This window comes from Protofrankia sp. CiP3, assembly GCF_917627345.1.
Lineage (GTDB): Bacteria > Actinomycetota > Actinomycetes > Frankiales > Frankiaceae > Protofrankia.
The window spans coordinates 12,488-28,796 of sequence record NZ_CAKJTM010000025.1 but is presented as its reverse complement, the minus strand read 5'-3'; the positions used below and the strand labels follow the sequence as shown (position 1 = coordinate 28,796).

7 protein-coding genes are annotated in these 16,309 nt (G+C 67.7%); 6 read left to right on the top strand and 1 reads right to left on the bottom strand.

Annotated features, from left to right (window positions below; genetic code table 11):
- The first annotated feature begins 461 nt into the window (after window positions 1-461).
- From MJ797_RS11800 to MJ797_RS11790, 3 genes are all read left to right on the top strand, one after another.
- Window positions 462-3,119: a hypothetical protein gene (locus MJ797_RS11800; RefSeq protein ID WP_239334378.1), complete on the top strand. Its 2,658-nt coding sequence runs from the start codon at window positions 462-464 to the stop codon at window positions 3,117-3,119.
- On the top strand, window positions 3,116-5,239 hold the full coding sequence (locus MJ797_RS11795; protein WP_239334377.1) for an FtsW/RodA/SpoVE family cell cycle protein: 2,124 nt from the start codon (window positions 3,116-3,118) through the stop codon (window positions 5,237-5,239). Before MJ797_RS11800 ends, MJ797_RS11795 begins: the two co-directional genes overlap by 4 nt.
- 150 nt (window positions 5,240-5,389) lie before the next feature.
- Window positions 5,390-5,668, top strand: coding sequence for a hypothetical protein (locus MJ797_RS11790; protein WP_239334376.1), 279 nt, complete (start codon window positions 5,390-5,392; stop codon window positions 5,666-5,668).
- A gap of 3 nt (window positions 5,669-5,671) precedes the next feature.
- Here MJ797_RS11790 and MJ797_RS11785 read toward each other — a convergent pair whose 3' ends face one another.
- Window positions 5,672-6,124: a hypothetical protein gene (locus MJ797_RS11785; RefSeq protein ID WP_239334375.1), complete on the bottom strand. Its 453-nt coding sequence runs from the start codon at window positions 6,122-6,124 to the stop codon at window positions 5,672-5,674.
- 104 nt (window positions 6,125-6,228) lie between these two features.
- Between MJ797_RS11785 and MJ797_RS11780 the strand changes: the two genes are divergently transcribed.
- From MJ797_RS11780 to MJ797_RS11770, 3 genes are read left to right on the top strand one after another with little or no spacing between them, the layout of a single operon-like run.
- Entirely contained in the window at window positions 6,229-11,259 is a 5,031-nt protein-coding gene (locus MJ797_RS11780; RefSeq protein ID WP_239334374.1) for a DUF6531 domain-containing protein, read from the top strand.
- Window positions 11,256-11,711 (top strand): SUKH-3 domain-containing protein, encoded by a 456-nt coding sequence (locus MJ797_RS11775; protein WP_239334373.1) that lies wholly within the window; start codon window positions 11,256-11,258, stop codon window positions 11,709-11,711. The genes MJ797_RS11780 and MJ797_RS11775 overlap by 4 nt, the downstream gene beginning before the upstream one ends.
- Window positions 11,712-11,769: 58 nt before the next feature.
- Window positions 11,770-16,296 carry an ATP-binding protein gene (locus MJ797_RS11770; protein WP_239334372.1) on the top strand — a complete coding sequence of 1,509 codons (4,527 nt, stop codon included), beginning with the start codon at window positions 11,770-11,772 and terminating at the stop codon, window positions 16,294-16,296.
- Window positions 16,297-16,309 lie beyond the last annotated feature (13 nt).

The window sequence follows — 16,309 nt, the reverse complement described above, 5'->3', positions numbered from 1 at the left end:
AGGTCGACCGGATAGAGGTCCACCAGATCGTGTACGCCTGGTTCGAGCAGTCGGACGGGTTCGCCGCCGCCGGCACCTCCCTCCAGGGTGACCACCACCATGCGTGGGACACGTGGCTCGACACCTTGCAGTACCCCCGCCAACGTGGCGGGATCCAGCTTCCGCACACGTCTCTGTGCTACCTCACCGACGGAACGAACGCCGCCGTCATCCACCGCGAGCAGCGGGGTCCGGACAGCCGCCGCGACGTACGGACACACGTTCTCGTCGGGCAAGCCAGGACCCTGACCGCTCGGTGGGCGCTGCGGACGGCAGGCCTCGATCTCTGGCCCGGGTCGCAGCTTCTCTGGACGGTCCAGCCCGCCGCCGGAATCTCCGGCCCTGTCCTGCTGGAGCCCTTTTCGGTCGCCGCGCCGGATCCGCACCTGGACGGAGCATACGAAGATCAAATTTCGGAGACTGTGCGCGGCATCGTCGCCCACTCAGCCCGAGGCGAACTGGCCACGCTCATCGCCGCCGTACTCCAGCAGCGTCAGCTGCATCGCGATAGGGAAACCCGATACCAGCTCGCGGTCATCGGACCGGACGAGCCACGTGCCCGGTACCTCCTCTGGGCGCTGACCGACGTCCTGCCGCCGTCGATGTCCTGGTCATCCTTCTCCTCCTTCGAGGCGGATTTCCCAAACGTATCGGACCCGGACCGGACGCCGGACCTGCTGTTCATGCCGGATTACCAGCCCCCGCAGCACGGCGTCTCCGCTCCGACCGCATACGTGTTCCTGGACCGGACACGCCGGCCACACGACCGGAACATTCTCGAATTCGGCAGCTCCCAAGCGGACCCCGGCAACCTCGTCGTCCCGGCGGCCAAGGTGCTCGTGCTGGCCTACCTTGAGCCTGATGACACACTGCGGCGGATCACGCCGGAATCGGTATCGACCACGAGCGACGTTGCCGCTTGGGCCTCGTCGGTCGTGCGGAACGCGCAACGGCTCGGCATAGACCTGAACTCGTGGCAGGAACGGGACCGGTCGATGGCGCCCAGCGCGCTGTCGCAGCCTCGGGCCGCCCACGGCCTCCGGGACACCCCGGATCAGCGACCGGCATCAGACGTCGAGCAGGTCGAGGTCCGCTCCGCCAAACCCGGCGTGCCGAGTACGGACAACAAGCCTGTGTGGCCGATCAATTCCCAGCCATCGGCACGGCTCAGCCCGGCCGAGGCCGAATCGGTACTCCGGAACTGGATTCGCGCGATGGGGCGCCGAAAGATTCCCGACGATCGTCACACCGTTGACGCCCTGATCGACGCCTTGGAAACCAGAAGTTTGATTTCCCAACACGAGGCCGACATTCTGCACCCCGTTCTCGTGCGCTTGCTGAGGGACCTGCCGGACACGGCAACCAGGCCATCCCGACACGAGGCCCGCCACAATGCTTCCAGCCGCCACTCGCCTAATCGCTCTGTCCCCGTTGGGAAGCTGATCGCCTACGCCAATGGAAACTGGAAACCGACCCGCGATGAGATCATCGAGGCGCTCGTCTCGTCGCTCATGCCGTTTAACCCGCCCGAGACCGGTGTCCGTCTGCGGAACGCGCTTGAGTCGCTCGTCGGCCCGGACCCACACAGGGTAGACCCGCAGGCGGACGACAACAAGACAATCAGGATCATCGGGGACCGCTTGGCGCGTGCGATCGAGACTTCAACCAGAAAGATCAGCGATCGGCTCGAATCAGGCTGGACGCTGCCCGCTTGGACCCTTGAGATGCTGCTGGACGCGGCACGGGACGGCTCTCTGCTCGAAGAACACGATCTCGCGGGCCTACGCCCAGCGTTGTTCACACGCCTGGTTCTAACAGCACCCCATCGCCAACATCATCCTGCCGGGCAGCTGCATTCGCGCCTCGATCCTTCAACTGTTAGCGTTGTTCGCCGTCAAGCATCTAAAATTCTGAGTGAGTTCGGCCAAGCCACAGAAACACTCCGTTCCGACGCGCAGGCGCAAGCCGCCGACATGCTTGTCAATGCGATTGAGAAGATCTCTCGGGAGGCTGTGGGGCCGCCGGGAGCAGCGCGTTGCGACGGTCCCATCAACGACCTTCGCAACGTGATCGATGCCCTGTTCAGGCCGCGGCCACCAGACGAGTCACCAGCGACGAGCGCGCGGGACGCGGTCAGGACTCGCTTCGAAGAGCTGCTAGAAACCGCCTACCAGCGGACCACACGGGTCGCACACCTTGCCGACGTGATTCTGACCTTGGTGGACATCCCACTCGCCAGCGCATGGATCGCAACGGAACGCGGGCACTCTCTCCGTAATCTCGTTCGACAACAGCTCGTTCACCTTGGGATAGACAATGCCAGCAGGCAGGCCACGACATACCCCAATGAACCGGACGGTGACGGCTGGTCGGCGCAGGCCCCGGCAGACATCGCTCCCAGGGATCTCACCGCCCTCCAAGAGGGGATCGTTAAACGGATCAATAGCGCCACCACCACGCTGCAGCAAACCCAGTCAGGTCCAAACGCCTGGAACATCGTGGCAGTGTTGTGCAATGACATCCTCTGGGAGATCGTCGTTCTCGTCCGGGCCGAGACCGACGAGAACGACGAGCGACTCATGGAGCACGTCCGCCAGCTGAGTGCGGCCGTCAATGCGCACGTACGTGCCTGGGACGACAAACGCCAAGCTGCAGAAACTGCAAGATTCAATCGTCTCACGGCCGAGCTCGATCAGACCAGGAAGGCGGCGGCCACCGCACGCAGCAAAGGCCTCGATCCCGACAGGGCCGGAAAAATCCTCAACGAGAAGACCGAGCGCCTAAAAACCCTAGATCAAAAAAACCAGATCAATAACATTGAATCCCTCGTCGATTTTCTTGTCAAATTGAATCCCCTACGAGAATTCTTGCCTACCGACGATCACAGACTGCTCGACTTCGAGAAGACCGTGGAGAATATCAACCGCAAAGTCGTCAAAAATGATCGAAAGGCTGATGGTACGCATTCTACACCATTCAGAATGCGGACAATTCAGAACAGGCTCGACCAACAGGCTGGCGTTTTTATCGCATTAATCTTGGTAGCGCTCATACTCGGCGTCGCAAGTATTGCATCATGACCCGGACTGCCGTGCTGCTGGCGCCCCTGCTGCTCATCGGGTACCTTTCGAGACGTCATCTTGCTACGAACGCATCCTCGTTCTTCGTCTTCGCTGGCGCTCTGGTGGCGCTCTGGGCCTTCCTCTCGATCGGCGAGCTGCTCAGCAGAAATCGTGATCGCAGCCACTTTCCCCGGTGGATTTCCGTCGCGCCTGTTGCGACTTCCTGCCTCGTCCTGGTAGCACAAATCAACGGTGAGCAGACCCTCGTCAGCTCGGTCGTCTTCGGAATCCAGCCGACCGAGCTGCTACCATATTTTCTTTTCATTCTGGTCGCCTCTGCCCTCCCGAGAAGCGAGGGCGAGGACCCTCCCGGCAGAAATCATTCGCTAGCAAGGAAACTGCGGGAGAACGCAGCCTGTGTCACGTGGACAGTTGCGCCACCTTTATTGCTTCTGATCCTCACCTCGGACCTCGGCTCATCGCTGCTTCTCGCAGCCGGAACGCTCACATTACTACTCATACGCTGCGGTGTGATCGCCGCCGTTTCAGCGCTGGTGCTATACGGCGCCACGGCAATACTCGGCTGCCAGCTGCCGTGGTTCGACACGGAGCGCAACGCGGCCGGAATCGTGTTCACCCGGGATGATGTCGCGCAGGCCGTCCAGCACGCCGATGGAAAAATATGGGGCGTGGGCCCTGGTGATCCCGGGCTTGAGACCGCCCGCTGGGTACGCCATGAGCTCGGGCTGGTCGGCGTCATAGAACAATACGGATTGATCAGTGGTGTCCTCACGCTCGCCTTCCTCGCCGCCCTCATCCTGTGGCTGTTCTACTGCGCACGGCGAGCCGCCGGGACTCTCGGCGGGGACCTCGGGCTCGGCCTGACGGCCATGTTCACTGCCGCCTGCATTCTCCCGATCATCGCGTTCTTCACCGGCTTCGCCTTCGGGGTCAGCATGCCGCTGCTGTCCGCCGACGGAACCTCCTTCGTCCTCGCCCTCGCCGTGATCGGGTTCATCACAGGCGTGGGAGTGCAAGCCGGTATACCAGAACGGGCCCAACCGCGGCCTCCAGGCATCATCGTGGGCAGTCTGACCATATCCTTGATCGTGTCAGTGGGCTTCTATCACGTCCAACAGGCCGCTACCACCTATGAGGTGGTAGCGGCCGACGGAAAGACAATCGGGACTGTAACGCTGCGGGACGGTCATCCTCTCCTCTCCGCCTCGGTACCCGGGCCCTTCGCCGAAGCGGTCGCTAAAACCTTCACCAAACGCACAACGCCCTACAAGGTCGCAGTCACGCTCAGCCAAGCCGTCCAACAGGTCGCACACAAGGCATTGGGCACGCACGAAGGCGCCATAGTCGCGATCGATCTTAATTCCGGCAATGTGATCGCTGCCACCGCCAGCGATCACGTATCGACGACACAGACCTTGTTCCCGGTATACGGCCTCGCCGGCTTGGCCGCACTCACCGGGTTCTCAAAGGACGACCTCGGCAAATACAGTCTGCCACCGAATTGCAGGAGCCCCCTCATGGACGCGGTGGTGCACGGCCTGTGCGACATACCAACTCGCGACCTCACGAGGATGGCCTCGACCTTCAAGGAGTTCATCTGCCCACTGGCCTCCCTCTCGAGCGGAAAACTGACGATCGGTGAAATCTCCACTGAGCCGTCCTTCTTCGGAGCCACGGGTCTTTGTGCCGCCAGCGAGGCTGAAAGCGTGGGTCCGCTCAGGAGCACCGCCATCGAGGCCGCGATCTTCACCGCTGTCCTCGCCTCGTGGGCCAGGACCGATAAGCCTGTCAGCTGCCCCCAGTTCACTCCCGGCTTTGCGAAGTCCTGTCACCAGGAGAATGCTCGGATCGACCACATCGTCGCAGGCGAAATCATGGATGCGATGAAAGGATCACAGGACGACCGGAAGGATCTCGCACTCGCCCAGTTCGGCGGCAGCAATGGCTCCAACGAAGCGTCCTGGGCTGTCGGCTTCGTACCGGCCAGCGCGCAGCCTGGGACGCACGCCGTCGCCGTGGCCGTTGTGCTGAGACCGACCGCCGGCGAGGACCTGAAAGGCACCGCACGAACGGCGGCCGAGGAGGTCCTGCGATCCGGCCGGACCCCGCAGGGATGACGGGAGCCGTCAGTCGTCGGCGACATCCGCTGGCAACACGGCTAGAATCAGACTGCACGACCTCAAAACGAGAATATTCGTTCAGTATCGACGGGCGACTGTGTCTGCCAGCTGACACCGAGCCCCACAGCGCACGCAGGGGGAATCTTCATGGCAAGGGTTGTGTCATCCGACGCGGCACGCGACGCGGTCACTCGCATGCAGACGATTATCAATAGCGGGCTCCAGCAGGAGATCGGGAACCTCGCGAAGGAAGGTCAGCTCCTGAGCGACCCAAACAACTGGGACGGCCAGCTCGCCATCCAGTTCCGCTCCAGCGTGTGGCCTGACACAAAAGCCGCGCTCGACAAGGCGCTCACCGAACTTGAGCAGCTCCGTCAGCAGATCTCGAAGATTAATATCGATATCATGACAGCTGGCGGCAACTGAAAGTTACTGATAATGCGGCAGGACCGCGGTCGGATCGAACAACGGCGGCTGCGGCTCGAGGGGCGTGGCGGGCAGGTTGCCGTAGTCGTGGTCATCGCCGATGAAAAAGTCCTCGACATGCTCCCACAGGCTACGTTGCGCCTTGAGACGCTCGACATGCTCCGCATGCCGCACCCGGCCCTCTTCATCCATGGCCCGCACCCACTGCTGGGCGAGGATGCGGGCGTCATTGCGCAGGTGCGCGGCCACGGTCGAAGCGCTTGTGGTCTCAGCGTTCATGCTTTCGGCAAAGTCGACGGCGTAACCGCCCTGCCAATCCGCGAGGGCGGTGCGGGCGGCGGTCACCCGGACGCCCTCTTGCCGTTCGGTGTCGTCGGCCAGCCGCCACAGCTGCCGGGCCAGCTCCAGCGCTCCGTCAAAGTCGAAGACGACATGCTGTCCCGCATGAATTCCCACGACGAACCCCCGAGAGCCGCAGACACGTCAGCCGAGCGTACGGCAGCGGCAGAGACAGTTGCAGCAACACCAGCCAGGACCACAGCCGAAGGGAACAACGAGGGATGGCGACCAGCGCGGCTGACCCGGAGGACCTGAAAGCGTTCGTCGACCAGGCCGCAACGGCCCGCGACGACCTTGCCGCGACGACCGCCGGGGTACGGGCGACCTATCACCAGGTCACCCCGGGACTCCGCGATTATCCCTTGCCCGAACACGGCCTGTGGCGTGCCTTCGACACTCATCTCAGCCAGGCCCACGACCGGGAGATCTTTGTCGCAGGCGTGCGGCAGGCATTCCTCGACGCGGACACGGGATCGCTCACCAGTAACGGCGCGGTTGTCGTCGACGACAACGCCATCGCCTCGGAGCTGCGCAAACGCGGTGTCGGTGACCTGCCGAAGACCGTCATCACGATCGATGCGCCAGAGGTCCGGGGCAGGCCGGCGGACAGCGGATGGGCCGACGACCCGGTGTGTACGGCGAACGGGAACTTCGTCGAGTCCGAACTGGACCTGCCGTTGCCCGCACGCGCCGGCCTGATCGGCTGGCGGCGGACGTACAACTCCCGCTCGCGTGGCTCCGAAGGCGCGCACGGCCGCGGCTGGAGTTCCTGGGCGGACACCGCACTGGTGGTGTCCACCGACGTGCTGCGGTGGTGCGGGCTGGACGGAGCCGAGTCGACGCTGCCACGTCCCGCACCCGGCGCGGCCACGGCGATGCCACTGCTCGACGCGGTTCTTACGGCCACCACCGACGGATTCCGTCTCGAGCGGCACGGCGGCAGCGCACGCGGTGGGGAGACCTGGTGGTACGACAGTGCCGGCAGGCCGGTCCACGTCGAAGCGGACGGCACCGAGGCCCGGCTGAGCTGGGCCGGTCCACGGCTGACCAGGCTCACCCACCCGGGCTCGGGCCGGTCGGTGACCGTCCGGTGGGACGACACGGTGGGCGCCGACGACCGCGGCCGGATCGCCGCGGTGACGTCCTCGGACGGCCGCGAGGTACGTTACGCCTACGACGATGAAGGTGATCTGGTCGGTGCGGTGGGTACCCCGCGCGGGCCGCGGCACTACGAGGTGTCATCCGGTCTGGTGCTGGCCGTCACCGACGCAGACGGGGTCGTCGAGGCCCGTAACACCTACGACCCCGCCGGCCGGGTCCTGCGCCAGCTCTCCCCGGACGGCCGGAGCACGACCTACTCCTATGAGGAAGGCCGCCTCACCGTTGTCACCGATGAGGCGGGCGGCGCGGCCAACCTCTACCAGCATGACGCGGCCGGCCGGCTCGTCGCGGTCACCGACGGCCGGTCCGCGACGCTGCGGCGGTCGTTCGACGCCGCCGGCAGACTGACCGGCGTACGGACGAGGTCGGGCGGGCAGTGGCGGATGTCCCACGATGCCGACGGCAACCTGGCCCAGCGGAGCGGGCCGGGCGACGTCACCGAACAGCGGGAATGGGACGAGCTGCGCCGGCTAGTCAGCCACACCGATTCGGGCGGTGCGGTCACCCGCTGGTCCTACGCGGGCACGCAGCGGACGCCCGTCGAAATCATCGACCCCGTCGGGGCGGTCACCCGAATCACGGTCAGCGCCGAGGATCTCCCGAACTGCATCGTCGACCCGGACGGTGTGTCGACACATCTGCGCTGGGACGGCGATGGCCAGCTCACCGGCGTCCGCGGTGCCGAAGGGGTACGCACCGAGCTGCGCTACGACGCCGCCGGGACACTGGTCGCGATCGTCGACGCCGGCGGTGTGGAAACCCGATGGGAGACCGACGCGACCGGGAACGTCGTCGTCGAGCACGCCCCGGCCGGCCGGACCCGCCAGTTCACCTACACCGCCGCCGGCCGGGTCAGCCGCCACACGGACCCGGCCGGCGGGATCTGGCGCTCGACCTATGGTGTGCACGGACGCCTCGCCGACGTCGGGGACCCGCTCGGCTCGCGGGTCGCGTTCGACTACGACCAGTTCGGCAACACGACCCTGGTGGTGGCGCCGGACGGCCAGAAGTACCGCTTCGGCTATGACGCGCTGTCCCGCCCGGTCATCACAACGGATCCGGCCGGCGCCACCACGCTTGCGGACTTCGACGCTGAGGGACGGCTCGTCGCCGAGACCGACAGCCAGGGCAACAGCTGGAATCGACGCCACGACGCCGCCGGACGCGTCGTCCTAGCGACCGCGCCGGACGGACGCAGCTGGCGCCGGGACTACGATCAAGTCGGCAATGTGATCGCCGAGACGGACCCCGCGGGCAGGGCAACCCGGTACGAGCACGACGCACGGCACCGTGTCGTCGGGGTCATCGACCCGGCGGGTAGGCGTACCGCCATCGTCTGGACGCCCGCCGGCCGGCTGAGCTCGGTCACATCGCCGGGCAGTCGCACGACCTCGTACGGCTACGACCGGGCTGGCCGACTGGTCGAGATTCAGCACCCGTCCGGTCGCCGGGTGCGCCTCGGCCTGGACGGCTGCGGCCGGGTGACATCGGTGACCTCGCCCTCGGAGCGGGTCACCCGGATGACCTACAACCCGGCCGGCGAGGTGGAGACGACCACCGACCCGGCCGGCCGGCGCGTCCACTTCGAGTACAACCCGCTCGGGCTGCCTGCACGGGTCACCGGCGCGGACGGGGCGACCCGTACCTTCAGCTATGACGCCCGCGGCGCGCTGGTCCACGCCGTGGATCCGCTCGGCGCCACCACCCACTACCGCCACGACTCCCGAGGCCGGCTCGCTGGGTGGACGGACCCTCTCGGCGGGCGATGGAGCCAGCGCTACGACGAGGTGGGGCGGCTCACCGCCCACACCGACCCGCTGGCGCGCACGACATCGCTCGCGCGCGACCCCGCGGGCCGGGTCGTCGGCCGGCGCTATGCAGACGGAACGGGCCAGCGGTGGTGGCGTGATGCGTGCGGCCAGGTCACCGGCATCGGGGCGCTCGGCGACGGCTCCCCGCGGGTGGGGTACTCCTACGACCAGGCTGGCCGGCTCGTCGCGGCACACGAGGACGGCCGGGACGTGGCCCTCACCTACGACCAGGCGGGCCAGCTGGTTTCCCGGACGACACCCGCTGGCACCCTGACGTGGGACTACGACGATGACGGCCGGTGCGTGGCCACGGGATCGGGCGGCGCGGAGCCGTTCCGGTTCGGTTACGACGACGACGGCCTGCTGGTCTCGGTCAGCCATCCGGAACTCGGCGTACGCGCCGTGCCCCGCCACCCCGACGGGGAGCTGTGGACCGCCGGGGAGAGCCGGGAACACGATGCCGCCGGCCGGGTCGTCCGCGCCGTGCGTGGCCCGGCTGCGGGTGGCCCGGCCGAGCTGCGATACGGCTATGACGCGGCCGGTCAACTGATCCGCGCCGAAGGTCCGTGGGGAACGCAGGAGATCAGCTGGGACGCGGCCGGTCGCCGGATTGCCGAGCGTGGCCCGGCCGGCGTGACGGCCTGCCGGTACGACGCCGCCGGCCAGCTCACCGACCTGCGCCGACCGGACGGGACCTCGAGCCGGTTCCGCTATGACGCGGCGGGCCGCCGGACGGGCCAAGACGCAGACGACGGCACAGCCACGACCTACAGCTGGGATCGGATCGGCCGGCTGGAATCGGTCGTCCGCACCGACCGTTTGGGTCTGCGGACGGATCACCGGTTGATCTGTGACGGCGGCGGCGATCCGATACAGGTCGACGACGCGCCGATCCGGTGGGATCCGCTGTCCTGGCCCGGCCAGGCGCGGGCCGTGGACGAAACCGCGTTCAGCTGGATCGGCGCGGCGATCGCGGCGGTATCCCTGGGCGGGGCGAACGCCGGACCAGGAGAACGAACCGGGTTGAACGCGGCGACGGCGCAGGGCACTGGCTGGTGGGAGACCGACGGCCAGGGCTCCCTGGGCACCTTCGACCCGTGGGGCGTTGCGCTGGACGGCGCGACCGCATCCCCGGCCGCCTTCCCCGGGTTCCGGGGCGAGTTGATGGTCGGCGATCTGGTCTGGCAGCGGGACAGGGTGCTCGACCCTGCGACCCGGTCCTTCCTGTCACCGGACCCGCTCCCCCACGTTCCGGGCATGCCCTGCGCGGGCAACCCCTACCACTACGCCTGGAACGACCCGGTGGGCTTTCTGGATCCGACCGGCCAACGCCCGCTCACCGACGCCGAGTTCCAGGCCCATCAGGATCAGGAACGCAAGGGAAGCTTCGGTCGGGCGTGGGATGCCGTCAAGGAGGATCCATGGGGGACGCTTGCCGCGGTCGGGGTCGTCGCGGTCGGCGTCGGGCTCATGTTCGTCCCGGGCGGGCAGGCGGTCGGCGCCGGCATCCTCATCGGCGCCGCGGTGTCCGGCGGGATCGGGCTGGCGACCGGGAACTTCGACCCCCGACAGGTCGCGATCGGCGGCGTGATGGGTGGGATCGGCGGACCGCTGGGCGGCCTCATCGGCAAAGCGACCGGCCCCGCGCTGGCTCGTTTCGGCCCGCTCGCCGCCGAGGCCGGCTCTGCAGCCGTCAGGGGCGCTGCCGAGGACGTCATCGGGCAGCAGCTGAACCACCCAGGCAGCCTCAATACAGGCTCCGTCGTTGCCAGCGCCGTCACTGGCGGGCTTCTCGGTGGCAGCCCCGGCAAGATACGCCCGGCGCGTTTGCATAGCCAAGCCGATGACGCGTTTGCGGCCGCCGGTAAGGCGCGATTCACAGCGGACGCCAACGGTATCGTGCAGGACGGCGCTCCGGACGTTCCAGGGCTGGCGCGCACCCACGCGGACGACATCAGATCTGCCGCTACCGGCCGAAGGCCGACCATGGCGGGCGTGGCCGTGGACACCAGGACCGGGCAGGTCTACTTCAATAACAGCGGTAAGCCGTGGCCCACGGAATTCGACCCCGTGCTGCAACGGCAGATGCCTAATCCGTCGCTCAAGGAGTGGCAGCCCCAGAACTGTGCGGAATTCAAGGCGGTCAACGACGCGCTTAGTGATGGCGCCCGGATGGAGGACATACAATATGCGGCGGCACGAGTCAGCACCGGAGCGTCCATGCCGGCCTGCCCAAACTGTCAGATATCGCTGCAGGGAGCAAAGGAGATATTGCCGTGACCAGCGGCCTCTTCTCATCGAAAACCCTGGACCGCCTCCGCGAGGCTGGCTGGCGGGAGGACCGCGACGTTAACACGGAACCGTTCCGGCAGCAGTTCCGGGCTGAAGGTCATCGTACGAACAAAGCGGCGCTCGATTTCCTCCAACGGTTCGGCGACCTGGAACTCACCTACGTCCACCAACGAGTCCCGACAGCGGTGGAGAACTGTCACTTCGACGCGGCCCGCGCGGCGACCGACGTTTTTTCGGAGAACGTGCACTTCTGGGAAGAGAAGATCGGCGAGGCAATGTGCCCGATCGGCGAGGCCAGATCCGGGTACCTGACGCTCCTGATGACCGAAAAGGGGGAAGTCTTCGCTGGAGTCGACGATCTGCTCTTCCGGGTGGCGCCATCCGGCGAAGAGGCGATCAACGTGCTCTGCGAGGGTCGTGACTTCGAGGACGTCGAATAGTGGAATGGCCGGCCCGGCGGCGAGCGGCCGGAGTTTCTCGCAGCGGGAGTGAATAAACGTGAACGTTCGGGTTCGGGTGGTGCGGGCCGGCAGGGCGGTCGACCTGGAGGTGACATTCGGATCGGCTGCGACCGCGGGTGAGCTGGCCGAAAGGCTGTTCGGCCCGGCCGACCGCCACGGCCTGGTCATCGACAGCATCCCCATCGAACCCGAACGGCGGCTCGGGCGGACCCCGGTGTTCGACGGCTCCCTGATCGCCCCGGCGACCAGGGAGGAGACGGAGCGCACCCGGCTGCCGGAACGACCCCGAGGTGGTTGGGATCTCGCTGGCGTCGCCGGCGTTGGGGCGGGCGTGCGCGGCCGGCTGCCGTTCGGCGACCACGCGTTGCGGGCGGATCCAATCGACGGCCTAGTGCCGACCGCCCGCGCCGACGCAGACGCGATCGCCCTGCTCTCAGTCTCCCCAGACGGCGTACGCGTCACCGTACTGCCGGACGTGACCCTGTCGGTCGGCGGCGCGGTACGCACCGACGTCCCGACCGGTTCGCCCACACCGGCGGCTGGTCTGCGCCAGCCCCGGCGCAGCCGAGGGCGGAAACCGGCTGGCCCGGCGGCGCGCGGTGCCACCAGCACGATCGAGGTGGGCCCCGGAGCGGTCTTCGCCACCCCATACGCGGTGTCACAACTCATCCAGCATTCCTCGGCCGCCCGCGGCACGGCGGATCTCCCACCCGCCGACGGGCGGACACGGGTGACATTCCACCGCCGGCACCGGGACGCTCCCCCGCCGGCATCGGCGCCCCTACGGGTGCCGGAGAATCCGCGGGACTCCGCATACACCTCGCCGTTCAACTTCGCCATGCTGTTCGCCCCTCTGTTGTTCGCCGGGGGGATCTACGCGACGACCAGGAACGTCAGCTATGCGCTCATCTCGCTGCTCACCGTCTTCATCGCCCTGGGCACCTTCGTGGAAAGCCGGATCAGACGCGGGAGGCAACAGCGGGCGCAGGGAACCGACCGCAGGAATGCGCTGGCCGCATTCGAGCGGGCGCTCGGTGCGGCCGGTCAGGACGAGTTCCACCGCCGTTGGGCGCTGACGCCGTCGCCACCGGACTGCTGCGAATGGCCGGCCCGGGCGGCCGCGAAGCTGTGGACGCGCCACCCCACCGATGACGACTTCCTCGCCACTTTCGCCGCGGTCGGCCGGTCGTGGTGGCGCCCGCAGCTCGACCGCGCTGGAGCGCCGCCCGACGATGTGGGCGACATCCTCGCCCGGACCTCGACCATCGACTCCGTCCCGCTGACCGTCGGGCTCAACCGGGGTGCGGTAGTCACCGTCACCGGCTCGCGCGCGTACGTCCTCGACACCGTCCGGGCACTGGTATGCCAGGTAGTCACCGCACAGGGCCCCGCGCACGTCCGGCTGGCACTGCTCGTGGACCGCTCGAGCATCGATGACTGGGACTGGGCGAAGTGGCTCCCGCACCTGCGCGACGAGGCGACCGGCGAGATCGCGGTGCGGATGATCGACGGCCCGGCCGATCTGGACGAGGCTGTCGAAACCCTGATCGACACCATCCCGGCCGGCCGCCGCGCCGGCGGGAAGCGCACTGACCGGACGGACCCCGACGAGGCCCGTCGGACGCTGGTGATCGTCGACGGCGCCGGGCTGCGCCCCGGGTCCAGCCGCCCGTTGCGGCGGGCGGTCGGTACGTCGGCCGCGGCCCTCGTCGTCGGCGGGCCCCCGCCGGACCTCACCACCACGCTCATCGATGTCGACCCGGCCGGTGTCACCGGGAGGCAGACCGACGTCGACACCGGCGAATCGGTCCGGGTCCTGCTCACGCGGGTCGATGCGGGAGCCGCGGCCGACTGTGCCCGGGGACTGGCCCGGTTGGACGACCCGCTGGTCGAGCTCCGCCAACCCCCGCTACCCGAGCTGGTCCGGCTGTCCGCACTGGCAGCTGCCGAGGTGGACCTCAGCTCGCCGGTCGACGCGCTCGCCGCGAAGATCCGCCGAGGATGGGCGGCCAACACCGACCGCACCGAGCTTCCCGCGACGATCGGCATGGACGAGACCGGCCCGTTCGCGCTCGACATCGTCCGCCACGGCCCGCACGGCCTCATCGGCGGGACGACCAACTCCGGCAAGAGTGAACTGTTGCTGACCATCGTCGCGGCACTCGCGCTGCGCTATGACCCCGACCATGTGGTGTTCGGGCTGTTCGACTTCAAGGGCAAGACGTCGCTGCAGGAACTGGAGGCGCTGCCACACTGCGTCGGCCTGGTCGGCGAGACCGACCTCAGCGAGGCCGAACGTGCGTTGCGCTACCTCAAGGCAGAGCTCACCCACCGAGAGGAGCTGCTCCTGCGGCATGACGTCCAGAAAATCGAACAGCTGAAGGTGCCGCTGCCGCGACTCGTCGTCATCATCGACGAATTCCAGATCCTCGCGGACGAACTTCCCGATCTGCTCGGGAGCATCATCGACGTCACGAAGCGAGGCCGCTCGCTCGGCGTGCACCTGCTGTTCGCCACGCAGAGCCCGACGTCCATCCGCAACTATGACGAGATCAAGCGCAACACCCGGCTACGGATCACCCTGCGGGTCGAGGATGAGGAGGACTCCGTCCGCCTCATCGACGTCCCGGACGCCGCGCTGTTCCGCCACCCCGGCCGTGCCCTCGCCCGGCTCGGAGCTGGCGTGGTTCGACCGTTCCAGGCCGGCCTGGTGACCGGGCCGATCGACCCGACCCGGGAGGAGAGCCTCGACCTCGCGCGGTTCCGCCTGGCCGGGACGCAGGAGGTCGAGGACTTGCAGTGGTTACCGGATCTTGACGCCTTTCGGAGCCCACGGTGGTGGGCGGACTTCGACCACGCACCGGCCGAGGTGGCGGTATCCCCGGCCGCATCCCCGGAGGCGGCCACTCACCCGGCGACAGAACCGACAGAACTGTCAGCGCTGATCGCCGGGATCATCCTCGCCGACCAGGACCGCGACGGGGGCCGGCGGCCGGCCATCCGAAAGGTCTGGCCGGACCCGCTGCCCACGATGTTGACGTTCGACGACCTCGCCGAGACGGTGGCGCACGGCCCGGCTCCAGGCCCCTGCGCGGTCGTCTTCGCCCGTGGCGACGACCCGGAGGGTACCGAGAACGCCAAGCAGCCACCGGTCTCCTGGGACACCGCCCGTGGCAACCTCCTGGTATATGGGGTGATGGGTAGTGGGACGTCTACCACACTCACCTCGCTCGCCCTGGCGCAGGCCAGCGCGCTCGGTCCGCACGAGTTCCACCTGTTCGCCCTCGACTTCGGCGGTGGGCACCTACACCCGCTGGCCGACCTGCCCCACTGCGCGGGCAACGTGCTTGCCGCGGACGACCCGGAACGCCACGCCAACCTGCTCGCTTACCTGCGGAGCACGATGGATGCGCGGTCCCGTGGCGGTGAGGCGGCCGGACGGACACCGGACGGCGCCCCGCCGGCCCGGATACTGCTTCTCGTCGACGACCTCGGGGCCTTCCTCACCCATTACGAGCAGCAGACACGCAGCCGCGCGAGCCGACGGCTCGCGGAGGACTTCCTCGCCGTCTTCGCCCGCGGCCCCGCGGCCGGCATCCACACCGCAGCCTCCGTCCTCGGTGGCCGGGTGCCCAACGAGATCACTTCGAAGGTGTCCCAACGCCTCCTGCTTCAGCTCGCCGACCTGAACACCTACGTGGAGATGGGGCTGCGCCGGCGGGTCGCACCCAAGCCGACACCGGGCCGCGGCGTCTGGACCGTCGGCGCCGCCACCGGCGACGCCGGGCTCGAGGTACAGGTGGCCATGCCCGCCGACGGCACCGAGAAGGCGGTACAGCGCCTGGCTGGCGGAAACGGATGGATTGCTCCATGGTCGGCGGGACCGCCGAGCATCCCGACGCTGCCCGAGAAGATCGACGGTGCCGCCCTGCTCAGTGGACCAGGCCCGGACATGTCACCGTGGCGGTTGCTCCTGGGGCTCGCTGTGTCGCCGCAGGGGCTGCTCGAACCCGTCTCGATCGAACTGGCGGAGGGAGAGGCGCTGCTCGTCTACGGACCTGCCCGCAGCGGTAAGAGCACGCTCCTGAGCCGGATCGCGGAGCTGACCCGCCGGCGCTGGACGGACACAGCCGCTGTGTACGCCGTCGCGCCCACAGCGTCGTCACCGCTGCGGACCTGCTCGTTCCTTGACGGGGTCGCCGACGATGAGCTATCCGCGCGCCATTTGGTGGAGACCATACGTGGCGAGCAACGCCCCGCTCTGTTACTCGTCGACGACATCAGCGACATCGGTAAGTCGCTGAACGTGCTACTCACGGAGAAGTTCCCACAGCTACGGATCGTGGTTGCGGACCGGCTTGACCGACTCCTGTCCGCCGAGTACGAGACGACCACTTACAAGATCGCAAGAGAGCGACCCGGCTGGCCGAGATTCGCCCTCGCGCCAGACGTGTCCGCACCCGACCGGGTCACCAACGAGACCTTCGACTACGGCGCAAGCCGGCCGACCCGCGGGCGCGGATTCCTCAAGTCCGGCGACGGAATCCGGCTGGTCCAGACCTGACCCGACCCCCGAC